This window comes from Cryobacterium sp. PH31-AA6, assembly GCF_030063195.1.
Taxonomy (GTDB): domain Bacteria; phylum Actinomycetota; class Actinomycetes; order Actinomycetales; family Microbacteriaceae; genus Cryobacterium.
The window spans coordinates 57,205-80,269 of sequence record NZ_JASISS010000014.1 but is presented as its reverse complement, the minus strand read 5'-3'; the positions used below and the strand labels follow the sequence as shown (position 1 = coordinate 80,269).

Annotated in this window: 19 protein-coding genes and 1 tRNA gene; 8 read left to right on the top strand and 12 right to left on the bottom strand. The window is 69.6% G+C overall.

The features are described 5' to 3' along the window. Nucleotides 1-126: 126 nt before the first annotated feature. Together QMG61_RS11135 and QMG61_RS11130 are read left to right on the top strand one after the other, a co-directional pair. Nucleotides 127-249, top strand: coding sequence for a hypothetical protein (locus QMG61_RS11135; RefSeq protein WP_283494397.1), 123 nt, complete (start codon nucleotides 127-129; stop codon nucleotides 247-249). A 103-nt stretch (nucleotides 250-352) separates the two neighbouring features. Next, a complete protein-coding gene (locus tag QMG61_RS11130) occupies nucleotides 353-1,222 on the top strand; it encodes an alanyl-tRNA editing protein (protein WP_283494396.1) in 870 nt (289 codons plus the stop codon). A gap of 14 nt (nucleotides 1,223-1,236) precedes the next feature. Here the strand turns inward: QMG61_RS11130 and QMG61_RS11125 are convergent, their stop codons facing one another. The 3 genes from QMG61_RS11125 to QMG61_RS11115 all read right to left on the bottom strand — a co-directional run bounded on the left by QMG61_RS11125 (nucleotide 1,237) and on the right by QMG61_RS11115 (nucleotide 3,897). Beyond that, nucleotides 1,237-2,430 (bottom strand): acetyl-CoA acetyltransferase, encoded by a 1,194-nt coding sequence (locus tag QMG61_RS11125; protein WP_283494395.1) that lies wholly within the window; start codon nucleotides 2,428-2,430, stop codon nucleotides 1,237-1,239. After that, nucleotides 2,427-3,080, bottom strand: a complete 654-nt coding sequence (locus tag QMG61_RS11120) for a CoA transferase subunit B (protein ID WP_283494394.1) — start codon at nucleotides 3,078-3,080, stop codon at nucleotides 2,427-2,429. The genes QMG61_RS11125 and QMG61_RS11120 overlap by 4 nt, the downstream gene beginning before the upstream one ends. A gap of 100 nt (nucleotides 3,081-3,180) precedes the next feature. Continuing rightward, complete coding sequence (locus QMG61_RS11115; protein WP_283494393.1) at nucleotides 3,181-3,897, bottom strand: CoA transferase subunit A; 717 nt, start codon at nucleotides 3,895-3,897, stop codon at nucleotides 3,181-3,183. A 177-nt stretch (nucleotides 3,898-4,074) separates the two neighbouring features. Here QMG61_RS11115 and QMG61_RS11110 point away from each other — a divergent pair, with 177 nt between their 5' ends. Further along, on the top strand, nucleotides 4,075-4,878 hold the full coding sequence (locus QMG61_RS11110; RefSeq protein ID WP_283494392.1) for an IclR family transcriptional regulator: 804 nt from the start codon (nucleotides 4,075-4,077) through the stop codon (nucleotides 4,876-4,878). 94 nt (nucleotides 4,879-4,972) lie between these two features. On the opposite strand, the gene QMG61_RS11105 is transcribed toward QMG61_RS11110, so the two are convergent. The 5 genes from QMG61_RS11105 to galU form a co-directional block, all read right to left on the bottom strand. Further along, nucleotides 4,973-5,575 (bottom strand): TetR family transcriptional regulator, encoded by a 603-nt coding sequence (locus QMG61_RS11105; RefSeq protein ID WP_283494391.1) that lies wholly within the window; start codon nucleotides 5,573-5,575, stop codon nucleotides 4,973-4,975. Between the two features lie 394 nt (nucleotides 5,576-5,969). Next, nucleotides 5,970-6,042, bottom strand: a tRNA-Ala gene (locus tag QMG61_RS11100). Between the two features lie 83 nt (nucleotides 6,043-6,125). After that, nucleotides 6,126-7,151, bottom strand: coding sequence for a hypothetical protein (locus QMG61_RS11095; RefSeq protein ID WP_283494390.1), 1,026 nt, complete (start codon nucleotides 7,149-7,151; stop codon nucleotides 6,126-6,128). A 72-nt stretch (nucleotides 7,152-7,223) separates the two neighbouring features. Further along, nucleotides 7,224-7,883 (bottom strand): GNAT family N-acetyltransferase, encoded by a 660-nt coding sequence (locus QMG61_RS11090; RefSeq protein ID WP_283494389.1) that lies wholly within the window; start codon nucleotides 7,881-7,883, stop codon nucleotides 7,224-7,226. A 105-nt stretch (nucleotides 7,884-7,988) separates the two neighbouring features. Next, nucleotides 7,989-8,882, bottom strand: coding sequence for a UTP--glucose-1-phosphate uridylyltransferase GalU (gene galU / locus QMG61_RS11085; RefSeq protein ID WP_283494388.1), 894 nt, complete (start codon nucleotides 8,880-8,882; stop codon nucleotides 7,989-7,991). Nucleotides 8,883-8,916: 34 nt separating this feature from the next. Between galU and QMG61_RS11080 the strand changes: the two genes are divergently transcribed. From QMG61_RS11080 to mscL, 3 genes are all read left to right on the top strand, one after another. Further along, a complete protein-coding gene (locus tag QMG61_RS11080) occupies nucleotides 8,917-9,495 on the top strand; it encodes a 5-formyltetrahydrofolate cyclo-ligase (RefSeq protein ID WP_283494387.1) in 579 nt (192 codons plus the stop codon). A 70-nt stretch (nucleotides 9,496-9,565) separates the two neighbouring features. Next, nucleotides 9,566-9,895 carry an FmdB family zinc ribbon protein gene (locus QMG61_RS11075; RefSeq protein ID WP_283494386.1) on the top strand — a complete coding sequence of 110 codons (330 nt, stop codon included), beginning with the start codon at nucleotides 9,566-9,568 and terminating at the stop codon, nucleotides 9,893-9,895. A 12-nt stretch (nucleotides 9,896-9,907) separates the two neighbouring features. Next, on the top strand, nucleotides 9,908-10,336 hold the full coding sequence (gene mscL, locus QMG61_RS11070; protein WP_283494385.1) for a large conductance mechanosensitive channel protein MscL: 429 nt from the start codon (nucleotides 9,908-9,910) through the stop codon (nucleotides 10,334-10,336). A gap of 288 nt (nucleotides 10,337-10,624) precedes the next feature. On the opposite strand, the gene QMG61_RS11065 is transcribed toward mscL, so the two are convergent. Then, nucleotides 10,625-14,353, bottom strand: coding sequence for an AAA family ATPase (locus QMG61_RS11065; RefSeq protein ID WP_283494384.1), 3,729 nt, complete (start codon nucleotides 14,351-14,353; stop codon nucleotides 10,625-10,627). Between the two features lie 138 nt (nucleotides 14,354-14,491). Here QMG61_RS11065 and QMG61_RS11060 point away from each other — a divergent pair, with 138 nt between their 5' ends. After that, complete coding sequence (locus QMG61_RS11060; protein ID WP_283494383.1) at nucleotides 14,492-15,484, top strand: adenosine deaminase; 993 nt, start codon at nucleotides 14,492-14,494, stop codon at nucleotides 15,482-15,484. Nucleotides 15,485-15,493: 9 nt separating this feature from the next. Here the strand turns inward: QMG61_RS11060 and QMG61_RS11055 are convergent, their stop codons facing one another. Further along, nucleotides 15,494-16,510 (bottom strand): magnesium and cobalt transport protein CorA, encoded by a 1,017-nt coding sequence (locus QMG61_RS11055; RefSeq protein ID WP_283494382.1) that lies wholly within the window; start codon nucleotides 16,508-16,510, stop codon nucleotides 15,494-15,496. A gap of 133 nt (nucleotides 16,511-16,643) precedes the next feature. On the opposite strand from QMG61_RS11055, the gene QMG61_RS11050 reads away from it, so the two are divergent. Beyond that, on the top strand, nucleotides 16,644-17,432 hold the full coding sequence (locus QMG61_RS11050) for a 4'-phosphopantetheinyl transferase family protein (protein WP_283494381.1): 789 nt from the start codon (nucleotides 16,644-16,646) through the stop codon (nucleotides 17,430-17,432). A 151-nt stretch (nucleotides 17,433-17,583) separates the two neighbouring features. Here the strand turns inward: QMG61_RS11050 and QMG61_RS11045 are convergent, their stop codons facing one another. Both QMG61_RS11045 and QMG61_RS11040 read right to left on the bottom strand, forming a co-directional pair. Next, nucleotides 17,584-18,912, bottom strand: coding sequence for a M1 family metallopeptidase (locus tag QMG61_RS11045; protein ID WP_283494380.1), 1,329 nt, complete (start codon nucleotides 18,910-18,912; stop codon nucleotides 17,584-17,586). An 8-nt stretch (nucleotides 18,913-18,920) separates the two neighbouring features. Then, on the bottom strand, nucleotides 18,921-22,847 hold the full coding sequence (locus tag QMG61_RS11040; protein ID WP_283494379.1) for a Pls/PosA family non-ribosomal peptide synthetase: 3,927 nt from the start codon (nucleotides 22,845-22,847) through the stop codon (nucleotides 18,921-18,923). Nucleotides 22,848-23,065 lie beyond the last annotated feature (218 nt).

The following is a 23,065-nucleotide window of genomic DNA, read 5'->3' as shown; positions in this document are numbered from 1 at the left end:
TCGCTGCAGACAGACTACGACGGAGTGGCACTATTGCACAGGGCGCAGTTGGAAGATGCCGAATGGGCCGAACCCGCGTATGGTCGAAGTCACGGTGCCGCTGGGGCTCGGATCGAAGGAGTACACATGGCTGACAAATCGCCCAAAAAGGATGCAAGCAAGAAGGTCGCCGGAAAGTCGTTGAAGGAAAAGCGCGCCGACAAGCACGCCAAGTCCAACGAAACGGCCGAAAAGGCCCGCAAGGCCTAGCGCCTCCACAACCATTACCGAGGGTGCCGCCACGTGTGTACGCGGCGGCACCTTTTTTGCGTCTGCTCCGTCATCGAGCGGACCGCCCCGAAAGGACCCGCTCGTGACATTGCCCCTCGAGGACACCCTGGTCGGGTACCCGGCCGGCGAGATCGTGAACTCCAGCACCGTGCTGCACCGCGAGCCGCTCCCGGACGGGCGCCTCGCCGTGCTGCTCGAGCAGACCAGCGTGCACCCGGTTGACGCCGGCTGGCCAGACCAGGGCGCCGACCGCGCCGTGCTCCGCGCCGCCGGTGCCGAGCTGCCCGTGCTGGACTGCATCGTCGGGGCCACGGATGGGAGCACCCTGCACATCGGGCGGGAGATCCCGGTCGGCAAGGGCACGGAGGGCTGGGCGTTTGTGGTCGTGCACGTCCTGGCCGGCGACACCGTCATCGCCGAGGGTGACCGGGTCGAGGTCGTCGTCAACCCCGGCTACCGGGCCCGGATCTCCGCGGGGCACACCGGATGCCACCTGGCCTCGCTGGCGCTCAACCTGGCGCTCGGTGACCGGTGGAAGAAGGAGACCCGGCTCGACGGTCTGGGCAACCCCGACTTCGACGGCGTGGCCATCGACGTGTCGGCGATCGACGAGAACGCCTCAACGGACACCTACCGGCTCGGTAAGTCCCTGCGGCGCAAGGGCTTCGTGACCGAAGGCCTCACCGACAACCTGACCGAGGTGCAGGCCGTGGTCAACGCGAGCCTGGCCGAGTGGACGGCCACGGGGGCAGGCGTGCGGATCGACCGCGACGGGGACCGTCTCACCGACCGTCGGCACTGGGTGCTCGAGCTGCCCGGCCACACCGTGCGAATCCCGTGCGGCGGCACTCATCCGTCGTCGCTGGCCGAGCTCGGCTCGGTGCGGGTCGAGCTGTCGACCGCCGACGTTGACGGAACGACCGTGCTGACCATGGCCACCTTCGTCGGCTGACCTCGCGGGGCCTCTCAGAACGCCTCGAGCACGCTGACGTAGTTCGCGACGCCGACGCCGCCCATGTTCTGCACGACGGCGCGACGCGGCGCCGGCAACTGCATGTCGCCGGCGGTTCCGGTCAGCTGCATGGCGGACACGACATGCTGGGAGACCCCGGTGGCGCCGACCGGGTGCCCCTTCGCCTTGAGCCCTCCCGAGATGTTGACCGGGAGCACCCCGTCGCGGTAGACCCAGCCCTCCTCAACGGCACGGCGTCCCTGGCCCCGCTCGGTCAGTCCCATCACCTCGTACATGATCAACTCGGCGATGGTGAAGCAGTCGTGCACCTCAGCGAAGTCGAGGTCGGCGAGCCCGACACCGGCCATCTGCAGGGCACGCTCGAACGAGACCCGGGTGGCCGCGAACTCGGTCGGGTCGCGGCGGGCGGCAGGGAGAAAGTCGTTGGCGTGACCGAACCCGGCCAGGCGCACCGGGTCGGTCGTGGCACCGTCGGAGCGCGCGGACTGCGTCGTGAGCACGAGCGCGGCGGCCCCATCGGAGACCGGAGAGCAGTCGGTGCGGCGCAGCGTTCCGGCCACGATCGGGTTCTTGTCCGAGACCGTGCGGCAGAAGTCCTCCCCGAGGTCGCGGCGCAGCTGGGCGAACGGATTGTCCACCCCGTTCCGGTGGTTCTTCGCGGCAATCGAGCCGAGCACGTCCCCGATGGCGCCGTAACGGTCTTCGTAGGCGTCGGCCACGACGGCGAAGAGTCCGGCGAAGCCCGTCGTGGAGGCCTGCCCGGCAAGGTCGTAGTCCGCGCCCAGCAGGGCTGAGCCGACGCGCTCAGGGGAGGCATCCGTCATCTTCTCCGCGCCGATCACGAGCACGGTGCGGGCGGTCCCGGCGAGGATCGCCTTCACCCCCTGCTGGAACGCGGCCGAGCCGGAGGCACACGCGTTCTCGACCCTGGTGGCCGGCACGTTCGCCAGCGCCTTGTCGGTCTGCAGCGCCAACGACGACGGGAAGGCAAGGGGCTGGAGGCCGGAGTTGAACTGGCCGAGATAGATTTCGTCGATCTGGCCGGCATCGACTCCGGAGTTCTCGATCGCCTCGGTTGCCACCCGCACGATCAGCGACTCGAGGGTGTCCTCGGCGAGCTTGCCGAATCGGGTGTGGCCCCACCCGGTGAGGAGCACGTCTGAGCCGAATTGGTCTCTGAGGCTCATGCGCCCACCGCTTCCACGAGGTCGACGCTGAACGCCGGTTCGGTTTTGGTGCGGATCTCCTCGATCGACACCCCGGGCGCCAGCCGGCGCAGCACGAGGCCGGCGTCGGTGACGTCGAACACGGCCAGGTCGGAGATGATCCGGTCGACCACCGCGACACCGGTCAGCGGCAGGGTGCAGGCCTCCACGATCTTCGCCGACCCGTCCCTGGCCACGTGTTCGGTCAGCACGATGACGCGTGGTGTTCCCGCGACCAGGTCCATCGCCCCACCCATCCCCTTGACCATCTTTCCCGGGATCGTCCAGTTGGCGAGGTCGCCCGTGCCGGAAACCTGCATGGCGCCGAGAATCGCGACCTTCACGTGCCCGCCACGGATCATGCCGAACGACGTTGCCGAGTCGAAGATCGACGCCCCCGGGAGCACCGTCACGGTCTGCTTGCCGGCGTTGATCAGGTCGGCGTCCTCCTCCCCCTCGTAGGGGAAGGGCCCCATACCGAGCAGGCCGTTTTCGCTTTGCAGCGTGACACTGATGCCGGCCGGCAGGTTATTGGCGACGAGGGTCGGGATGCCGATGCCCAGGTTGACGTAGTCGCCGTCGCTCAGTTCTTCGGCCGCGATCGCGGCCATCTCGTCTCGGGTCCAGGTCATTGTCGTTGGGCTCCTTGAACTCTGTGGTGCGGAGGTTGTGGGTGGCCGATCCCGGTGGGACGGGGCCAGGGGCGGATCCAGGCCGCGGTGGTCGGGCGGCTCAGGACACTCCGGGCGTGGGCCGCGGGCGCACGGTGCGCTGCTCGATGTTCTTGGTGCGGGCGGTCGCCTGCACCAGGCGCTGCACGTAGACCCCGGGGGTCACGACGTGGTTCGGGTCGATGTCACCGGGCGGCACGATGTGCTCGGCCTCGGCGACGGTGATGATGCCGGCCGTCGCCACGATCGGGTTGAAATTGCGGGCGGTGTAGCGGTAAACGAGGTTGCCCTCGGTGTCCGCGAGGTACGCGTGCACGAGCGCCACATCGGCGACGATGGCACGCTCCTGCAGATAGGTCACACCGTCGAACTCGGCAAGCTGCTTGCCCTCGGCGATCAGGGTGCCGACCCCGGTCTTCGTGTAGAACGCCGGGATTCCCGCCCCGCCCGCCCGCAGGCGCTCGGCCAGCGTGCCCTGGGGACTGAATTCGACCTCGAGCCGGCCGGCGAGAAATTGCTCGGCGAACAACTTGTTTTCGCCCACATAGGACGCGATCACCTTACGCACCTGTCCGGCATCGAGCAGGCGGCCGAGGCCGAGACCGTCGACACCCATGTTGTTGGAGACGACCGTCAGGTCGGTCACCCCGGATGCCCGCACCGCGTCGATCAGATCGGCCGGTATTCCGCTGAGCCCGAATCCGCCGACCGCCAGCACCATCCCGTCATGCAGGACATCACCCAGCGCGTCAGCGGCGCTCTCCACAACCTTGGACATGGAATTCTCCTCATCGAGCAATTCTGTGCATCCACTTTGTGGACGCCTCGTCTGTCGGCCATGCTAAGCGGCGGATCGGGCCCCTGTCAATCGGCAAGGTTCTCCCCGAATCTTGCTCATCCATTCCGTGAACAGTAGACTCTTGGACATCCACAATATGGACATAATGGAGTTATTATGGTCGAGAACCAGGGAATCCCCGTGCAGGGCGCGCAGGTGGTCGGGCGGGTGGCGCTCCTGCTCCGACTGATCGGGCGGAACCCGGCGGGCACCTCCCTGGCCGAGATCATACGGGAATCCGGCCTGACCAGACCCACCGTGCACCGCCTGCTCAGCTCGCTCGCGGCCGAGGGCATCCTCGACCATGACCCGGTCAGCCACACCTGGCACTACGGGCCGGAGATCTTCGTGATGGGGGCTGTCGCCGCCCAACGGTATCCGATCGAGGAGCTGGCCCGGCCGAGCCTGCGCCGGCTGGCCGCGGAGACCGGCGAGAGCGCATTCCTGTCCATCCGACGGGGCGCGGAGACCGTCTGCCTCCTTCGGGAGGAGGGCAGCTTCCCCATTCGATCCTTCGTGCTGCACGAGGGCGTGCGGTTCCCGCTCGGCGTGGCCTCGGCCGGAATCGCCATCCTGGCCTTCGTGCCGGAGGCGGAGGTCGAGCAGCTGCTCGTGCAGGACGAGGTCTTCGTCACCCGCTGGGGCGAGCAGCATACGCCGGAGGCCGTGCGCGCCACTCTCGCCCGAACCAGGGTGACCGGGTACTCGGTGAACCCCGGGCTCATCCTCGAGGGCAGCTGGGGAATGGGCGCCGCGATCTTCGACCGGGCGAATCGGCCGACCTGGGCGCTCTCCCTCACCGGCATCGAGCCCCGATTCCGGCCGGAGCGTCAACCGGAGCTCGGCCGGCTGCTGCTCGAGGAGGCCAACCGGATCACCCAACTTCTGCAGAAACCGGGGCTCCCCGGACATCCGGGCTGACGCGACGCCACGGCCGACCCAACGCCACGGCCGAGTCGAAGCCACGTCCGAGTCGACGCCCCGCCGCCGCGGGCCCATCACGCACCACGACGGGTCAGAGATACCGTTCCGGTGTGGTGGCCCCCAGCGTCGCCAGGGCGCGGACCAGCATCTCCTCGATACGCTCCGCGAGGTCGTCTCGTCCGGCGAGGCGGTTGGACACCTCCTGTACCCCGTAGAAATACGACACGAGGTGCCAGGCCTCCACCTCGGAGTCGATGCCCTGGCGCACCTCGCCGGCGGCTTCGGCCTCCCGAAGCAGCGCGCCGATACGCGCGATCCAGCCCAGATACGGCGTCGGGAGGGTCGCCGGGATCAGGTGGTACTCCCGCATGAGTCGCACGGCGGCCCGAACCTGGACATCGTCACGGAACGCACCCCCGACACTCCGGATGGACGCGACGACGGCCTCCAGTCCATGAACGGAGTCGGCGTCGAGCAGATTGGCGAACGGAGCCCGGGAGAACGCTTCCCGCACGAGGGCCACCGCCATCTCCGACTTCGCGTTGAAGTGATACTGGACCTGGCCCTTCCCCGTCGTCGCCCGTTCGGCGATGAGTGCAATCGAGGTGCCCGCATAGCCGCGATCGGCGAATTCGATTGCGGCAGCCATGAGAATCCGCTCACGGATTTCCGCGGGGCGCGCGTTGCTGACCACCTGAGCCTCCCGAGGATCGCCACGGCCGGAGCAGCGCGCTCCGGGCGAACAGTCCGTCCCGGGGCGTCGGTGCTTGGGCGCGTTCCCAGCGTAGCCACCATCGCAGTTGAACCTCGACGCGGACGTGTTGTACGATCGTACAAGTCCTGAGGTGAGTTTCGATACTCGAACGGCCGTGGGGGATTCAGGGGCCCGGGACACCGGCCGCCCCGGTCAGGCTCCGGCCCGGCCGGGCGGCCATTCTCCCCTTCGCCGGGTGGGCGGCCGGCTGACCTGCCGGCGCGGCCAATGGGACAGCACGTGGATACGGCCGGCTGGGTGATTCCGCCCCGAGCGGTCCGGTCCGGAAACAAGGAATGCCCCCGGTTTCCCGGGGGCATTCTGTCGTACTCGGTGGAGCTAAGGAGATTCGAACTCCTGACCTTCTCATTGCGAACGAGACGCGCTACCAACTGCGCCATAGCCCCTTACCGCTTATGCAGAATATCACGCGTGGGGGCCCCCGTTGAGCACACCCGCCGTCGCGGGGCGAATCCGGCAGTGCCCGGGCTCAGCCGACGGCGCGACGACGACGCAGCACGGCGTCGAGGTCGGTCATACCCGGTGCGGTTTCGCCGACCACGCCCATCGAGGCGAACCGGTTTGCCACGGCAGAGACGGGCACCAGGTTCGGCACGGCGGCCGATGCCGCCTCGCGTCCAACGATGCCGCGCTTGAGCGGCGTCACAGCCACCGCGAGCTGGGCGGCCCGCCTGGCCACCTCGGCCTCGGCGGCCGCCTGGCGGAGTCCGGCCGCGGCATCCGCCGACGCCATGGCCGTCTGGGCGATGGTGCCGGGGGCAAGGTGGAGGGGACGAGGAAGCGGCTGGGGAGTCCAGGTGGGCGTGACAACCGGGACCTCATCGAACTGCACGGGCTCGAACATCTGGCCGGCCCTGGCCGGCGCGGCGGCCCGCTCACCCGCGGAGCTGCCGCTGCGGAGCTGGGCGGCGTTTCGTGCCGTGCGGGCCAGTCGTGAGAGCGCGGAGAGGGCGAGGCTCGCCGTCGCTGCTCCGACCGCCGTCAGCGCCCAGGTGCCGCCGGCGGCGGCGGCCAGCAAACCGCTGACCAGGAGCACGACGCCGACCAGCAGCACGAACGTGGACAGTGCACGAACGCGGCGCAGGCGCCGGGAGCGCAGGGTGTGGGCTGTCATCGGGGGTCCTCGCCGTTCTGAACGTTCGGTAGCGGCCAACGCCGCGGTGGCACGACGACCGGCGGAGGCGGCCTCCGCCGCGGCGCGACGCTCGGCGGTCGCGGCGCCTGCCACGGCACGGGCCTCGGCCCTCGCGTCCTCCTCGGCCTGGGCCAGCAGCTTGCGCTGGGTGACCACGGTGCGGGCGTTCGCTTCGAGACGAACCTGCTGGGGAATCTCCGAGGTCTCGGCCAGAATGCGCAGCGTCTGTTGCAGACGCACGGCGTTTCTTTCGGTGGTCATGTATTGGCGCCGGCGCGCCCACGTCGGCATGAGATAGGTCACCCAGAGGGCAGCGGCAACCGCCACCATCACTCCCCCACCCAGGACCTCGCTACTCATGTTGTCTACGCTAAGAGTGCAGAGCCCGTCCGGTGCTGATTACCGGGGGTGTGTCACCCAAGTCCGTCGAATTCATCGGTCGCGGATCGGCAACGGGTGGGCCGCGGCGGCCCGGTCGAGCACGCTCACCATTGCGGCATCCGGCGAAACCGCGCCCTCTCGCCAGCGGCGCAGCACGCCCTGCCGAACCTCTTCGGCGACGAGGGCGAAGCAGTAGTGGTCGCGCCAGTCACCGTTGATGTGAATGTACCGGCGGCGCAGCCCCTCATAGCGGAAACCGAGCTTCTCGACCACGCGCAGCGACGGGGCATTCTCCGGTCGGATGCAGATTTCCATCCGATGCAGGCCAAGCTGCCCGAAACAGTAGTCGGTGGCCAGGGCGACGGCGATCGGCGTGATCGCCTTGCCGGCGAAGCGCTCCCCGACCCAGTAGCCGATGGTCGCCGAGGACAGGGAACCCCAGGTGATCGATGACACATTCATTTGACCCGCGAGTTCACCCTGATACTCGATCAGGAACGGCAGGCCGTGCCCGTTTCGCGAGTGCGAGAGCAGGCTGCGAATGCTCGACCTCGTGTCGAACGACATCGGCGCGTACGGGCTGGTGGCCTCCCACTTGCGCAGCCAGCCGCGATTCTCCATCAACGCGTACTCGAGGGCCTTATCGTCGCGCAGCCGGATCGGGCGCAGCGTCACGTCACCGTCGTGAAGCGTCGGAATCGCGATCGCCACTGCCTGCCCGTCTTTTCATGCCCCATGGTGTGTCATAAATGTAGCCGACCGACCTGGCCATCGCGCCTCAGCCGGGCCACCCTGCCTCTGGCGGACCGCCCCGCCTCAGTCGAGGGTGGCGACGAAGTCCCGCAGCCAGGGCCGCAGCTCGGGGCCGAGATCTTCACGGTCGATCGCGAGCTGCACGATGGCCTTGATGTAGTCGAGGCGGTCGCCGGTGTCGTAACGGCGGCCGCGGAAGATGACGCCGTAGACGCCGCCGGTGGCCTCGGGGGTGCCGGCCATTTCCTGCAGGGCGTCGGTGAGCTGGATCTCGTTGCCCTTGCCGGGCTGGGTGTGCTCGAGCACCCCGAACACCTCGGGGCGGAGCACATACCGGCCGATGATCGCCAGGTTCGACGGGGCATCCGCCGCGCTGGGCTTCTCGACCAGTCCGGTCACCCGCACCACGTCGGGGTCGTCCGTCTGCTCGACCGCGGCCGCACCGTACATGTGGATCTGCGAGGGATCGACCTCCATCAGGGCGACGATGCTCGCGTTGCGCTTGCCCTGCTCGGTCAGCATCTTGGTCAGCAGCGGGTCGCGGGCATCGATGATGTCGTCCCCGAGCAACACGGCGAACGGCTCGTTGCCGACGTGCATCTTCGCGCGAAGCACCGCATGGCCCAGCCCGAGCGGGTCGCCCTGACGCACATAGTGCATGTCGGCCAGGGTCGTCGCGTAGTTGACCTTCGCCAGACGGCTCTGGTCACCCTTCTTCTCCAGGATCGCCTCGAGCTCCGTCATCCGGTCGAAGTGGTTCTCCAGGGCGTTCTTGTTGCGGCCGGTGATCATCAACACGTCGTGGAGGCCGGCGGCGGCAGCCTCTTCGACCACGTACTGGATGGCCGGTTTGTCGACCACGGGAAGCATCTCCTTGGGCATCGCCTTCGTCGCGGGAAGGAATCGGGTGCCCAGCCCAGCGGCGGGAATGACGGCCTTCGTTATACGTGTACCCATGACCCCTACGCTAGCGGCATCTAGGATGACTTATATGGACTCCGACATCGCTCATCGAAAGCGGGCGCTCCGCGCCGAGTTGCGGGAGCGCCGCCAGAATATGACCGCCGCCGAGCGAGATGCCGCAACGGCCGGCTTCACGGAAAACCTGCAGAACACCGTGCTGGACCTCTCCGCACGGTCGATTTCCTGTTATTTGTCGGCCCGCAACGAGCCGAATACCCGTCCATTCGTGAACTGGGCCGAGGCCCAGGGCATCAGAGTACTGTTCCCGGTTTCTCGTGACGACGGCCTGCTCGACTGGACCGTCGGGGAGGATGAAACCGAGATCGAGGGTCTCGCCGGTGTGCCGGAGGTGGTCGGCGAACTGCTGGGCCCGATCGCGATCAATGACGTCGACCTCATCATCGTGCCGGCGGCCGCGGTCGATCGTACGGGCCTGCGGATGGGCTGGGGCCGCGGCTACTACGACAAGACCCTCGGGTCGATGGAGAAGTGCCCCCCGGTCTACGCCGTCGTGTTCGACGGCGAGTACCTCGAGGAGGTACCCCGCGAAGTACACGACCAGCCGGTCAACGGCCTGGTCACCCCCACCCGCATCATCGCGTTCTAACCCACGAACCATATTCACAAACGGAGATCACGGTCCGCCTCGCGGCCCGGATCCCAAAGCCGGAGTTCCAGTGCCTACCTATGCCTACCGTTGCACCGAGTGCGACACCGCCTTCGATATCCAGCAGGCGTTCACCGATGACACGCTGACCGAGTGCCCGAGCTGCGGCGGAAAGCTGCGCAAGGTGTTCTCGTCGATCGGTGTGAGCTTCACCGGGTCGGGTTTCTATCAGAACGATGCCCGTTCGGACGCGAAGTCCGCCCAGCAGGCCAAGTCGAAACCGTCTCCTGCGCCGACGGAGAAGAGCCCGGCCGCGTCCGGAAAGCCCGAGTCCACCTCTGCCGCACCGGCCGCGGCACCCGCCACCACCAAGACCGCGGCGACCCCGGCCGCTTCCTGAGGAGATCTGCACATGATTCACGGTTTCAAGGCATTCATCATGCGCGGCAACGTCATCGACCTCGCGGTCGCTGTCGTCATTGGCGCGGCGTTCACCGCGGTCGTGACCGCCATCGTTGAGGGGCTGTTCACGCCGCTCATCGCTTCCATCTTCAACGCCGATAGCCTGAAGACCTCGCTCCAGGTCCCCCTGCCGGGTGGCGGCACCCTGTCCTTCGGCCTCGTGTTCGCGGCGATCATCAACTTCCTGCTCATCGCCATGGTCGTCTACTTCGTCTTCGTGCTCCCGATCAACCGGATGAAGGAAGCGCAGGAGCGCCGCCGTGCCGCCCTGGCTCCCGCCGGCACCGAGACCGCGGCTCCGCTCACCGAGCTGGAATTGCTCGCCGAGATCCGCGACCTGCTGGCCGCCGAGGCTCCTCAGCCCTCCAAAGCGCCCTAGCGTCCCGGCGTTCGCGCGGCAGATCCGCGGCAGATCCGCGACGACGCTACCAGTGCGGCGGGCGGTCCTGACGCAGCCGGGCCTCATTCTCACTGCGGGCGCCCTTGGCGTCGCCGCCCGCGGGCGCGACACCGCCCTCTTCGCGCAGCACCGGCGGGTGCGGGTTGGGATCGGTATCCGGCGCGGGCATCAGCTTGGCACGTCGGGCCCTCCCCGGCTGCCTGACGACGGCCTGCCGCGGCGGAGCGTCGGTCGAACCGGTGGACTCGCCTCCCGGTGCGTCCCCGGTCATTCGGTCGGGGTTCGCTTGACCCCGGCGAGGGCCGCGACGCGCTCGGCGACCGCATCGGGGTTGCTGAACAGTTCGAAGCTGTGCACGCGCAGGTAGTGCCAGCCGAGGCGCCGCAGCACCTCGGGGCGGAGCCTCAGCGACTCGCGGAGGCTGGACCGGCCGACCACCGCATCCGTCTCGATGACGACGGCACGGCCCGCGTGGGAGCCGGCCAGGGCCAGCTTGCCACGGTGGCCGAGAGAAACGGTCAGACCGCGGCGTTCGAGGCGGCGGGCCAGGTCGACGAGCATGGCCTCACTGGCGTCGGGCACCTGCGCCTCGGCGCGGCGCGCCTCGGTTTCGCTGAGCACCTGGGACAGGGCGAGGATGCCGTGACGCTGGCGGTCCTCGTCGATGTCTGCCGGACGGAAGCAGGAGACGATGTCCATCGCCCGCCTCGCCCTGGTCATGCCGATGGCCAGCAGCCGCTCGCCGCCCGGCTCGCCGAGCGAACCGAAGTTGGTGAGCAACCGCCCGTGCGGGGTTCGACCGTAGCCGATCGAAAAGATGACCCGGTCGCGGCTCTGCGCCACGGCCTGCTCGAGGGTGAGCACCGTGAACGGCTCCGCCCGGTCCTTGAGGATGAAGTCGGAGAGGTCGGTGCGCTTGGAGAACGCGGAGAGCACCGCCTGGTTCACGCGCACCGAGTGGCGGGCGCTGGCCGTGATGACCATGAGCGATTCCCGGGGACGCTTGACGGCGTGGTCCATCACGAGCTCGACGACCTTGGCGACCTCGGCGTCGACGCTCTCGACGGCCCCGCTGTCGGCATCCGGCATGCCGTGACCGCCGGCGACATAGTTGAGGGTGAGGCTGCCGTGGCCGAGGAAGCTGCCCGCCCAGGGCAGGGAGTCGATTCGTCCGCCGTAGAAGCGGTGGTTGACGAGTTCGGCGAGGTCCTCGCCACCGGCCCGGTAGCTGCGGGTGAGGGTGAGCGTGGGGAGAAGCTCGCCGAGCCGGGCGAGCGCGGAGTCGGCGTGGAGGGCGTCGACGTTGGTGTCCTGGCCAGACCGGTCGTCGCCGGCTTCACTGATCCCGGTCTCGAAGGCGGACGGGGTCTGGGTGACCGGGTCACCGAAGGCCACGATCTGCTTGCCGCGTCGGATCGAGCCGACGTTCTCGGCGAAGGTGGTTGCCCCCGCATCGACGAGGAGTACCGTGTCGAAGCTCATCTGCGCCTCAAGGCCGGCGACCTCATAGGGCGAGGCGAGCCAGACCGGCGCCAGGACCCTGCCCAGGTGCGGTGCCGCCTTGTGCAGCCGGGTGGGCGTGGCCCGGTCGGCGCGGAGCAGGCGGCGGAGGTTGTCGGCTTCGTCCGGCCAGTCGACGACGCCGATCTTCCACGTCTCGGCGAGGAGCCAGGCCAGCAGTTGGCCGGTCGTGGACGCGTGGGCCTCGTCGACGAGCTTGAAGTCGGCCTCGAGGCGGTCGAGCACCTGCGTGTTCGCGTTGAGGAGGGCCTTGTCGCCGCTGAGCATGGTCTCGAGCACGGACTGCCACCAGGCGAGTTCGAGTTCGTCGGCAACATCCTTCTCGGAGACGTGCCGCTGGGCCAGGTCGGTCATCAGCGGGTCGAGGTTGTGCTCGCGGAGGGCGGCGAGCAGCGCGGTGCGTTCGTGCAGGTTCGCGAGCACCTCGCTCTCTGCGGCCAGCCCGGAGATCGTGTAGATGAGCTCCTTGACCGGGCGGGTGGAGAGCTGGCGGGTCGTGCCGGCCGTGCCGAGCGGGATGTCCAGGCTCGCCAGGTCTTCGGCGACGCGCTGGAAGGCCACGTGGACATCCGAGATGCCGACCGGGACCTCCGGAGTGACACCGGCGACCACGTAGCGCTGCCACAGGGTGCGCTGCTGCTGGATGCGCCGCAGGCTCTCGTTCATATCGCTGACGTGCACACCGGGCCGCAGGTATTCCTCGGCGAGTCTGCGCAGCCGGCGGCGGCTCGACGAGGGCATCTCCGGGGATTCCCGGCGCGAACCGGTGGCGGCGATCAACTCGGCCAGCGACCGGTCGAAGACGGCAGGCTGGAACTTGTCGAGGGTTTCCCGGATGTCCAGGAGCAAGCGCAGGTAGATGCCGAGTTCGGCGATCGTCTCGAACGGCCGCAACCGGGTCTGGCCGACGAGACCGGCCGCACGCTCGAGCAGTCGCGGCAACTCGACCTGATTGACTCGTTTGGCCAGTTGGTGAGCCGCGGACGCGTCCGCGGTCGAGGTGAATGAGGCACCGTACCAGGGCGAATCGTCGGGTCCGTAACGGAATTCGCCGAGGGCGGCGGCCTTGATCAGCGTCGCCGCGGCGGTGGCGCGGCCCTGGGCCAGGCGTTCGAGGGCACGGCGGTCGAGACGGGCCGTCGTCGAGGGCGGCGAGGGAAGTTGGGCGAGGCGGGCGAGCTCGCCCAGGGCGTCGAGCACCGAGACCCCGAGCGTGCTGTCCCTGCGGGTGAGGGCCGAGCGGTAGTCGAGCAGCACCTTGCGCAGGCGAACGAGGGCGTCGTCCACATCGCCGACCATCGGCTGAGTGATTCTCTCGTTGCGGGTGATCGACGCGATCAGGTCCCGGCGCAGCGTGCGGGGGGTGACGGCCACGCCTGGCAGCCCCACCTGCACGAGGCGGTGGGCGATGCCGTCGAGGCTGGACCGGCGGGCGCTGACCACGAGCACGCGCTTGTGCTGGCCGATCAGCGTACCGATCGCGTTGACTATGGTCTGCGTGCCGCCGGTGCCGGGCAGGGTCTTCACGACGAGTGAGTTGCCGGCCGCGATCTGGGCGACCACGTTCTCCTGCTCTGAGTCGGCGTCGAGCAGCAGGGTGTCGGTGGCCGGCGGCCGGGCATCCTGACCGATCGGCACCACCGGGTTGTAAGCCGTCTCGATGGCGCGGCGCGCATTCTGGTTGCCCGCCACCGCGTCGAGCAGCGGATGGTCCAGGACGGCGGCATCGGCGGCGAGCGCCCGTCCGACGTCGGCGAACGAGGAGGCGACGAGGCGCGGGACCACGTTGAACCAGGGCAGGTGCGAGGTGAGGCCGCGGAGCCGGTCGATCACGGGTTGCGGTTTGAAGGCGCCATTGGTGACCGCGAGCGCGACGAACGCGTCGGCATCCAGGGTGATCTGGAACTGGTTCTGCAGGGCGCGGGCCAGCTCCGGGTTGAGGAACGGCGCCCCCTTGAGCTTGAGTTCGAAGTCACGGCCGTAGCGGCGGATCGCGAGCGGGCGCAGCAGCACCGGAGCGGTGTAGTCGACATCATTGTGGCGCCATTCGGCCAGGCCGATCGCCAGGTGAACCGACTCGATGCCGCGCATCGACCTCAGTTCGATCCCCTTCTGGGTGATCTCGCCGGCGGCCAGGCGCGCGTTGCGGAGCGCCAGCTCGTCGCGGATGAGGTTGGAGAGCAGGGTGGTCTTGCCGGTGATGAACTGCGGTAGTCCGCCCGGGTGGGTGGCGCTCAGCTCGATCCGGGTGCGCGGGCCGTCACTGAAATGCAGCAGCGGAGAGCGACCGCCGACCTCGGCAAGCTCGTCGCGCCAGCGCTGCCAGGCAGGTTCCGCCACATTGCCCACCGCCAGGGTCGGGTCGCCGAGGCTGACCGCATGCGCCGAGGCAAGATTGTGCGGGTCGGCGGGGGAAGCATCCTGAATTTCCGACAGGATGCCGTCATCATCTAGTTTTCTATCGAGGCGCCACACATCGACACCCTAAGTCAGACTCACCCGAATCCCCGCAAGGCGGCCCGGGTTTCGCCGGATTTCGCGGAAAATCGGTTCGAAACGGGCCTGCGGCGGCGGTGCCGCGCCCGGGGCGCATCCGCTTGCGAGAATGGGTCCATGAAACTTCCCCTGGTCGAACTCCACCTGCACATCGAGGGCACCCTCGAACCCGAGCTAATTTTCGACCTGGCCGCCCGCAACTCCGTCACCCTGCCCTGGGCGTCGCTGCCCGAACTGCGAGCGCAGTACGAGTTCGACGACCTGCAGTCCTTCCTGAACCTGTACTACCGCAACCTCGACGTGCTGCGGGAACGGGTCGACTTCGGCGACCTGACCCGGGCCTACCTCGAGCGGGCGCGGACGGCAGGGGTGCGCCACGCGGAGATCTTCTTCGACCCGCAGGCCCACACCAGCCGGGGCATCCCGCTGCTCACCGCCCTCGGCGGGGTGCGCGACGCCCTCGACACATCGGAGGCGGACTGGGGCATCAGCACGAAGCTGATCGTGACCTTCCTGCGAGACCGGCCGGCCGATGAGGCGCTGGCCATGCTCGGGGAGATCCTGGCCAGCGACTTCCGGATCGACGGGATCGGGCTCGACTCCGCCGAGGTCGGCTACCCGCCCGAGCTTTTCACCGAGGTCTTCAAACTCGCCCGGGCGAACGGGCTGCACCTCGTGGCCCACGCCGGGGAGGAGGGCCCACCCGCGTACGTCTGGCAGGCCCTGGACCTCCTGGGGGTCGAGCGGGTGGACCACGGCATCCGCAGCCTGGAGGACGAGGTTCTCCTGGACCGGCTGGTGCGGGATCGGATTCCGCTGACGGTCTGCCCGTTCTCGAACGTGCGCCTCCGGGTGATCGACACCCTGGCCGACCACCCGATCGTGCGGATGCTCGACCGCGGGCTGCTCGCCTGCATCAATTCGGACGATCCGGCCTACTTCGGCGGCTACATCGACGACAATCTGGCCGCCCTCGACCGCCAGTTCGAACTCGGCCCGGACCGGCTGGCTCTGCTGGCCGACAACGGGATCGAGGCGTCATTCCTGACGCCTGCCGAGAAGGCGTCGCTCGGTGCTGAGGTCGCGGCCTGGCGCGCGGCCCAGGGGTAGCCGCGTCGCCTAGAGCCAACCGTTCTTCTTGAACACCCCGTAGAGGCCGAGCCCCATGGCGACCATGAGGCCCAGCGCGAACGGGTAACCGAACACCCATTTCAGCTCGGGCATGTGGCTGAAGTTCATGCCGTAGATCGTGCCGACGAGGGTGGGCGCGAAGAGGATGGCCGCCCAGCTGGAGATCTTCTTGACCTCTTCGCTCTGGGCAAGGCTCGTCTCGGACAGCAGCCGGGTCTCATCGTTCTGCCGCTGGGTGACCAGGGTGCTGTGCACGATCAGGGCGTTGTCGAGGAGCTGCCGGAACGCGTCGCCTCGCTCGGCGACGCGCAGGGTGTGGTCAAGCACGTCCCGGAGGTGGTGGTGAAGTTCGACGTCCACGCTGTACTTGCCGAGGCCGCGCTGCAGGGCCTCGAGCATGCCCACGAGCGGCTGGGTGGCGCGCTGGAACTCGATCACCTCACGGGAGAGCGCGTAAATGCGACGGGACACCTCGGCGTTCCCGTCGAAGAGCTGGTCCTCGATCTCGTCGATGTCGTTCTCGAGCCCCGCGACGACCGGCCCATACTCGTCGACGATCTGGTCGAGGATGGCGTACAGCACCGCTTCAGGCCCGAACGCCAGCAGTTCGGGCGTTGCCTCCATCCGTTCGCGAACCTTGGCCAGGTTCGGGGATTCGGCGTGGCGGATGGTGACGACGAAGTCCGGTCCGACGAACACATGCAGCTCGCCGAATTCGACGCGTTCCTCGTCGTCGATGTAGCGGGCCGGCCGCAGCACCAGGAACAGGATCTCGTCGAAGCGTTCGAGCTTCGCCCGCTGGTGGCCCTTGAGCGCGTCCTCGACGGCCAGGTGATGCAGGCTGAATTCCCCGGCGACCGAGCGCACCTCCTGCTCTGAGGGCCGGTACATGCCGATCCAGGCGAAGCCGTTGTTCGCCTTCATGACCTCGTAGGTCTCGTCCAGCGTTGCCGGGGTGGCGGCCCTGCGGCCGTCCACGTAGATCGCATTGTCGATCAGTGCCATCGGTTCTCCTCGTCTGCGGGTTCCAGTGTCGCACCGCGGGGAGCCGGCGTCGTCCGCGGGTGGTGCGCCACTACGCGGGTGGTGTGCCACCCGCGCAGGGGCGCACCACCCGCGCGAGCGCTACCGTGGTCTCGTGAGCGACGACGGAACGGCCGAGGTCTTCGTCGTGCTGGGTGCGCGCGGCGCTGAGGATGCCGCCGACCGCGCCTTCCTGCTGGCCGCCGCCGGCTGGGCCCTCGGCACCGCCCCCGGCGCCCTCTCGCTCGACCGGCGCTGCCCGACCTGCGGCGGCACGGACCATGGCAGGCCGAGCATCCGCCCCGCCGCCCGGGAGCCCGTCAATCGGGCCGCCCGGGAGGCCGATGCCGGACGCCGGCTCGAGGTCAGTCTGAGCCGGGCGGGCACCGTTGTCGCGGTCGCCCTCAGCTTTGCCGGCCCCGTCGGCATCGACATCGAGGGCGTCGCAGCCGTATCCCGCACCGATTTCGACGACGTCGCCTTCAACGCTCTCGAGCGCGAGGCGCTCAGGTACGCGCGTCCACAGAACGCGCCGCTGGCGCGGGCCAGGATGTGGTCCGCCAAGGAGGCCACACTCAAGGCCGTCGGCGTCGGCCTGCGAGTGGATCCGACCGAACTCACCGTCCTGCCGGCGGCGCAGACCGGCGCGGCCTCCCCGTGGGGCGAAGCAGATCTCGCGGCCTCGGCCCTGACCGTGACCTGGGACCGTCGGCAGCCGCCCGACGGACGCCTGCCGGCACGAACGCCGCGCCTGGTCACATTCGACGCCGGCCCGGGGCTGGTCGGAGCGCTGGCGGTCTGCGGTACGTCGGCGCCTGGCGGCACGGCGGCGCCGGTGGTGCGCATGGTAGCCGAGCGAAACATCCGTGACCTGGCCCGACCGCGACCTGCCCCCGCGGAGTGAGCGGCGTGCTCCCCCGGGACGCGACGGCCGCCGACGTTGACGGCGCGATTGGCGGCGTGGTGGCCGTCGAGGGCGCCTGACTGAGCCAGTTGTACCTGGCCGAGGAACGGCAGGGCGTGGGAAACCCCTGGTCAGGGTCGATGGCGGCGGGTCAGAGCTTGGGCAGCGCCGTCCTGAACAGCCAGCGGTCGACGAGGCGGTGAACCTCACCGCTGCCGGTGTGCACGGTGAAGAATTCGATGAAGTCGCTCGTGGAGACCGAGCCGTGCCGGCGGGCCAGGGTGTAGGCCCGCAGCGCGCCGAAGAACGCGGCGTCGCCCAGTTCGCGCCGCAGGGCGTGCAGCGCCAGGGCGCCGCGTTTGTAGACCCGGTCATCGAACATGTCGTGCGGTCCGGGGTCACCGACGACGATGTCGCGGGGCAGGGCGTCGAGCCTGGCCCGGTGCCAGGCGGCGCTTTCGTCGGCCGTCCTGCCACCGCTCGCCTCGGCCCAGAGCCACTCGGCGTAGCAGGCGAACCCCTCGTGCAACCAGATGTCTTTCCACACGGCCAGGGTCAGGCTGTTGCCGAACCACTGGTGGGCGAGTTCGTGCGCGATCAGCCGGTCGCTGCCGTGCAGCCCGCCGACATGGTTGCGGCCGAAGACGGCGAGGCCATGGGCCTCGATCGGAATCTCGAGTTCGTCGTCGGTGACGACGACGGAGTACGCGTCAAACGGGTACGGCCCGAACAGCTCGCCGAAGAGGGCGATCATCTCGCCCAGCCGGGCGAAGTCCAGGCCGACCTCGTGCGCGAGGTTGGCCGGGAAGAAGATGCGGTGGGCGACCGGGGCAGCGGCCACATCGGTGCGGCGGTACCGGCCGATCAGCACCGAGGCCAGATAGGTGGCCATCGGTTCCGCCACGACGAACGTCCACGCGGTGCGCCCCGACCGGGACGACCGTGAGATCAGGTTTCCGTTGGCGATGACGGTGTAGGGGTCCTCGCAGGCCACCCGGATTCGGAAGGACGCCTTATTGCTCGGGTGGTCGTTGCACGGGAACCACGAGGCCGCGCCGGTGGGCTGGCCGGCCACGAGCACGCCGTCGTCCAGCTCCTCCCAGCCGACCTCACCCCAGATGCTGTGCAGCGGATGCGGCGCGCCGCGGTACCGCACCGTCACCTCGAATCTTTGGCCGGCCTCGATCGGGGTCGCCACGGTGATGGTCAGTTTGCGAGACGACTGGGCGACCTTCCGCGGCCGCGCCCCGTCGACGGTGACCCGGTCGACGCTGAGCCCGTCGAAATCAAGGCTGAACCGGTCCAGTCGCATCGATGCCAGACCGGTGATCGTGGCGATGCCCCGCAGCTGGTTCGTGGCCACCCGGTAGTCGAGGTCGAGGTCGTAGTGCTCGGCGAGGTAACCGCCGTTGCCATTGGAGGGAAGGTAGGCGTCACCGGCGGAAGCCGAGCCGTAGGTCTGGGGCGGAGTGTCAGGCATGGTGGGGGTCAAGTCTGCCACGGTGGCCGGCGCCACGGCGAAATGGGGTTCCCGGACCAGAGCGATCCGGCAGGAACGCGTTCGCCGCGCATCACCAACGAGGCCGGGCCCACGGTGGCTCCCTGGTCAACGGCGGCCGCCGGGAGGATGACGCTGTGCGGGCCGAGGGTCGACCCCGCACCGAGGTCCACCCGGTCCAGTTGCATGATCCGGTCGTGGAACAGGTGCGTCTGCACGACGCAGCCCCGGTTGACGCTGACCCCCTCGCCGATGGAGACCAGATCGGCCTCCGGCAGCCAGTAGGTTTCACACCACACCCCGTGGCCGACCCGAGCACCCAGGCTGCGCAGCCAGACCGACAGCACCGGACTCCCGACGGCCTTCGCGGCGAACCACGGCCTGGCCACCATCTCCACGAAACAGTCCGACACCTCGTTGCGCCAGATGAACGATGACCAGAGCGGATGCTCCGTCGCGGTGATCCGGCCGACCAGCGTCCACTTGGCCACGGTCGTGATCCCGGCCGCGACGGCGCCGCCGCCGAGCATGACCACCCCGGAAAGCGCAACGGTCCAGCCAAGACCGAGGGCGAGCCACAACCCGTCGAGGGCGGCGAGCACGCCGAGCGCGATCAGGGCCGTGACAATGACCGGCACGATCCGCAACACCTCCCAGAGCGCGCGGGCGGTACGCAGTCGGGCCGGCGGCCGGAAGGTGCGGGCCTCGTCGACATCCGTGACCATCCGCCGGAGCCGCTCGGGCGGGTTGCCCAGCCAGGAGGATCCCCGCTTGGCCTTGCGGGGTGTGGAGGAGAGCACGGCGACGAGCCCGTTGCGCGGTACGGTGCGTCCCGGGCCGGCCATCCCGCTGTTGCCGAGGAACGCACGCCGGCCGATCTTGGCCCGGCCGATCCGCAGCCAGCCCCCGCCGAGCTCGTAACAGGCGACCATGGTGTCGTCCGCGAGGAAGGCGGCCGGGGCGATGGTGGTCAGCGACGGGATCAGCAGCACGGTCGAGGCCTCGACCCCCGCGCCGACCTTCGCGCCGAGCAGGCGCAGCCAGACCGGGGTGAGCAGGCTGGCATAGATGGGGAACAACAGGGTGCGGGCGCCGTCGAGGATGCGTTCGGTCATCCAGACCTGCCAGCCGATCCGGCTGCGCACCGGGTAGTAGCCCTCGCGCAGGCCCACGCCGACGAGCCGGACCGCGGCGACGACCAGCGTCGCGTAGACGAGCCCGGCGACGACGACGGCGAGGGGAACGGCCAGGGCGGCGCGCCGGAACGCGTCGGCGAGGGTGGCGGCATCACCGATTGCGGCGCCGACCACGAGCACGCCGAGGGCCGCGGCCACGGCGGGAATGGCGGTCATTCCGACCGCGCCGGCCGCGAAGGCGATCAGCCAGCGGCGGGCCCGCGGCGGGCGCTCGGCCGGCCAGGACCCGCGGGCCGCACCGACCCGCACGGCGGGCGACCCGGCCCACCGCTCTCCGGCGGGGACCGCACCGGAGACGGCGGCTCCCGGGTCGATCACGGCGCCGGCTCCGATCCGGGCACCACCGAGCAGGGTGCTGCGCGCGCCGACGGTCGCGTCGGCGCCGATCTGCACGTGGCCGAGCCGGAGCACGTCGCCGTCGAGCCAATAGCCGGCGAGGTCGGTCTCCGGCTCGATCGCGGCGCGCGCCCCGATGGTGAGCATCCCGGTGACCGGCGGGAGCGCGTGCAGGTCGACGTCCTCGCCGACCCGGGCGCCCAGCGCCCTGGCGTAGTAGCTGATCCAGGGAGCGCCGGCCAGACTCGCGGCATCGATGAGCAGCGCGACCTGCTCGGCCAGCCAGAGGCGCAGGTGAACGGAGCCGCCCCTCGAATAGTCCCCCGGCGTCACGCCGCGGAGCAGCAGCCTGGCCGCGACGACGGAGATGGCCATCTTTCCCGGCGGGGTGACGAAGAGCACGAAACCGAGGGTGACCCACCACCAGGAGATCGTCGGCGCGAAGGCCGCCCCGCCCCAGGTCGCGAGCAGGTTGTTCGCCGCCGAGAGGAACACGAGCCAGCGCGCGCCGACGAGCACGTGCAGGGGCACGCCGAGCAGAGTTTGCGCGATCCGGCTGCGCGCGGGCACCGGCAGAACCTGCCGCTCAACCGTCGGGGCCGGGGGCACCCTGGAGTCGAGTTCGTCGGCGAGCGCGCCGATCCGCGGCTGGTCGTAGACGTCGGAGATGCGCGTGTCCGGAAAACGCTCCCGGATCGCGGACACGAATTGGGCGACGGAGAGCGAGCCGCCGCCGTGGGCGAAAAAGTCGGCATCCGGGCCCCCGACGGGCACACCGAGGATCGCGGCCCAGTGCCCGGCCAGCCAGGTCGCGGTGGGCGTCATCGCTACCGTCTCCCGGCCGGCGCTGGCGGGGAGCGGCCAGGGCAACGCGGCCTTGTCGACCTTGCCGGAGGTGCGCGTCGGCAGCTCGTCGACGAGGGCGAGCAGAGGCACGAGGGCAGCCGGGAGCTCGGCGCGGAGCCGGTCGGTGGCCGCGACGCGGTCGAAGGCCGCCGCCCCGTCGGCGAGCGCAAGGTAGCCGACGAGAACCTGGTTGCCCGCGGGGGTGCGCTGCACGACCGCGGCCGCGCCGGCCACGCCCGGCAGGGAGCGCAGGGCGGCTTCGATCTCGCCGAGCTCGATCCGCCGGCCGCCGAGCTTGACCTGGTCGTCGGCCCGGCCCACGAAGACGAGGCCCTCGCGGTCGAACCGGACCAGGTCGCCGCTGCGGTACGCGCGGTCCCAGCCGAGACCGGGGTGGGCCGCGTACTTCTCCCGGTCCTTGGCCGGGTCGAGGTAGCGGGCGAGTCCGACTCCGCCGATGATGAGCTCACCGATGCCGCCGTGCGCCACCCGGGCTCCCGCGGCATCCACCACGGCGAGGTCCCAGCCGTGCAGGGGCAGGCCGATTCGCACGGGATCGGTGCCGTCGAGCAGCGCAGCGCAGGCGACGACGGTGGCCTCGGTGGGGCCGTAGGTGTTCCAGACCTCGCGCCCGGGGGTGACGAGGCGCGCGGAGAGTTCCGGCGGGCAGGCCTCGCCACCGAAGATGAGCAGTCGCACCTGCTCGAGGGCCTCATCGGGCCAGAGGGCGGCAAGGGTGGGCACCGTCGACACCACGGTCACGCCGTGGGCGATCAGCCATGGCCCGAGGTCGGCGCCGGACCGCACGAGGGCGCGGGGGGCGGTGACGAGACAGGCGCCGTTGCGCCAGGCCAGCCACATCTCCTCGCAGGATGCGTCGAAGGCCACCGACAGTCCCGCCAGCACCCGGTCGGCCGGGCCGATCGGTTCGGTGCGGAGGAACAGCCCGGCCTCGGCGTCGACGAAAGCGGCCGCGGAACGGTGGGTCACGGCGACGCCCTTGGGCACCCCGGTCGACCCGGAGGTGAAGATGACCCAGGCGTCGTCGTCCGGCGTCGGGATGACCCCCGGCGCCTGGGCGAGGGCCAGGTCATCCTCGGCGGGAAGCGGGCGTTCGGCGAGCGCCGCCGCGTCGATGGAGCGGACGAGTTCAAACCGGCCGGTCAGGCCGATGACGCCGATGACCCTGGCCTCGCCGAAGACGAGCCGGGCGCGCTCATCCGGGTCGTCGGCGTCCACCGGCACGTAGGCCGCCCCGACGACCAGGATGGCGAGGATGGAGATGTACAGCTCGCGGGTTCCGGAGGAGATCCGGATGCCGACCTTGTCTCCCCGGCGCACCCCGATCTCGCTCAATCGCGACGCCTGCTCGGAGACGAGGCTGATCAGCTCGCGGTAGCTGATCGCGCCATCCTGGTCTTCGAGCGCGAGCGCGCCCGGGTGAGCCCCGGCCGTGGCGGCGAGGATGTCGACGAGGGTGCGCACGGGCGTGGCTTTCGTTCCGGCCGCGAGCACGTTCTGGTCGGGCTGGATCTGCACGCGCGCTCCTCGTCCGCGCCGGAGTACCTGGTCCGGGCGCGATGCCCCAGTTTAGGGCCGGCAGGTTACGGGTGGGGAAACTGTGTCGACTCGGGTCAGGATCGGGTCAGGATCGGCCGGCAGGCCCGCCCCACGACCGGTCACCATGCTCGTGCCCCTCCCCTCCGCGAGAGTGGACTATTTGGCCCCGCGGGGTGGGGGGAGGTGGCAATGCTGGC

Coding starts and splice junctions, on each gene's coding strand:
- QMG61_RS11135 (WP_283494397.1), top strand. CDS start 127: ATGGCTGACAAATCGCCCAAAAAGGATGCAAGCAAGAAGGTCGCCGGA.
- QMG61_RS11125 (WP_283494395.1), bottom strand. CDS start 2,430: ATGAGCCTCAGAGACCAATTCGGCTCAGACGTGCTCCTCACCGGGTGG.
- QMG61_RS11120 (WP_283494394.1), bottom strand. CDS start 3,080: ATGACCTGGACCCGAGACGAGATGGCCGCGATCGCGGCCGAAGAACTG.
- QMG61_RS11115 (WP_283494393.1), bottom strand. CDS start 3,897: ATGTCCAAGGTTGTGGAGAGCGCCGCTGACGCGCTGGGTGATGTCCTG.
- QMG61_RS11110 (WP_283494392.1), top strand. CDS start 4,075: ATGGTCGAGAACCAGGGAATCCCCGTGCAGGGCGCGCAGGTGGTCGGG.
- QMG61_RS11095 (WP_283494390.1), bottom strand. CDS start 7,151: ATGAGTAGCGAGGTCCTGGGTGGGGGAGTGATGGTGGCGGTTGCCGCT.
- galU (WP_283494388.1), bottom strand. CDS start 8,882: ATGGGTACACGTATAACGAAGGCCGTCATTCCCGCCGCTGGGCTGGGC.
- QMG61_RS11080 (WP_283494387.1), top strand. CDS start 8,917: ATGGACTCCGACATCGCTCATCGAAAGCGGGCGCTCCGCGCCGAGTTG.
- mscL (WP_283494385.1), top strand. CDS start 9,908: ATGATTCACGGTTTCAAGGCATTCATCATGCGCGGCAACGTCATCGAC.
- QMG61_RS11060 (WP_283494383.1), top strand. CDS start 14,492: ATGAAACTTCCCCTGGTCGAACTCCACCTGCACATCGAGGGCACCCTC.
- QMG61_RS11055 (WP_283494382.1), bottom strand. CDS start 16,510: ATGGCACTGATCGACAATGCGATCTACGTGGACGGCCGCAGGGCCGCC.
- QMG61_RS11045 (WP_283494380.1), bottom strand. CDS start 18,912: ATGCCTGACACTCCGCCCCAGACCTACGGCTCGGCTTCCGCCGGTGAC.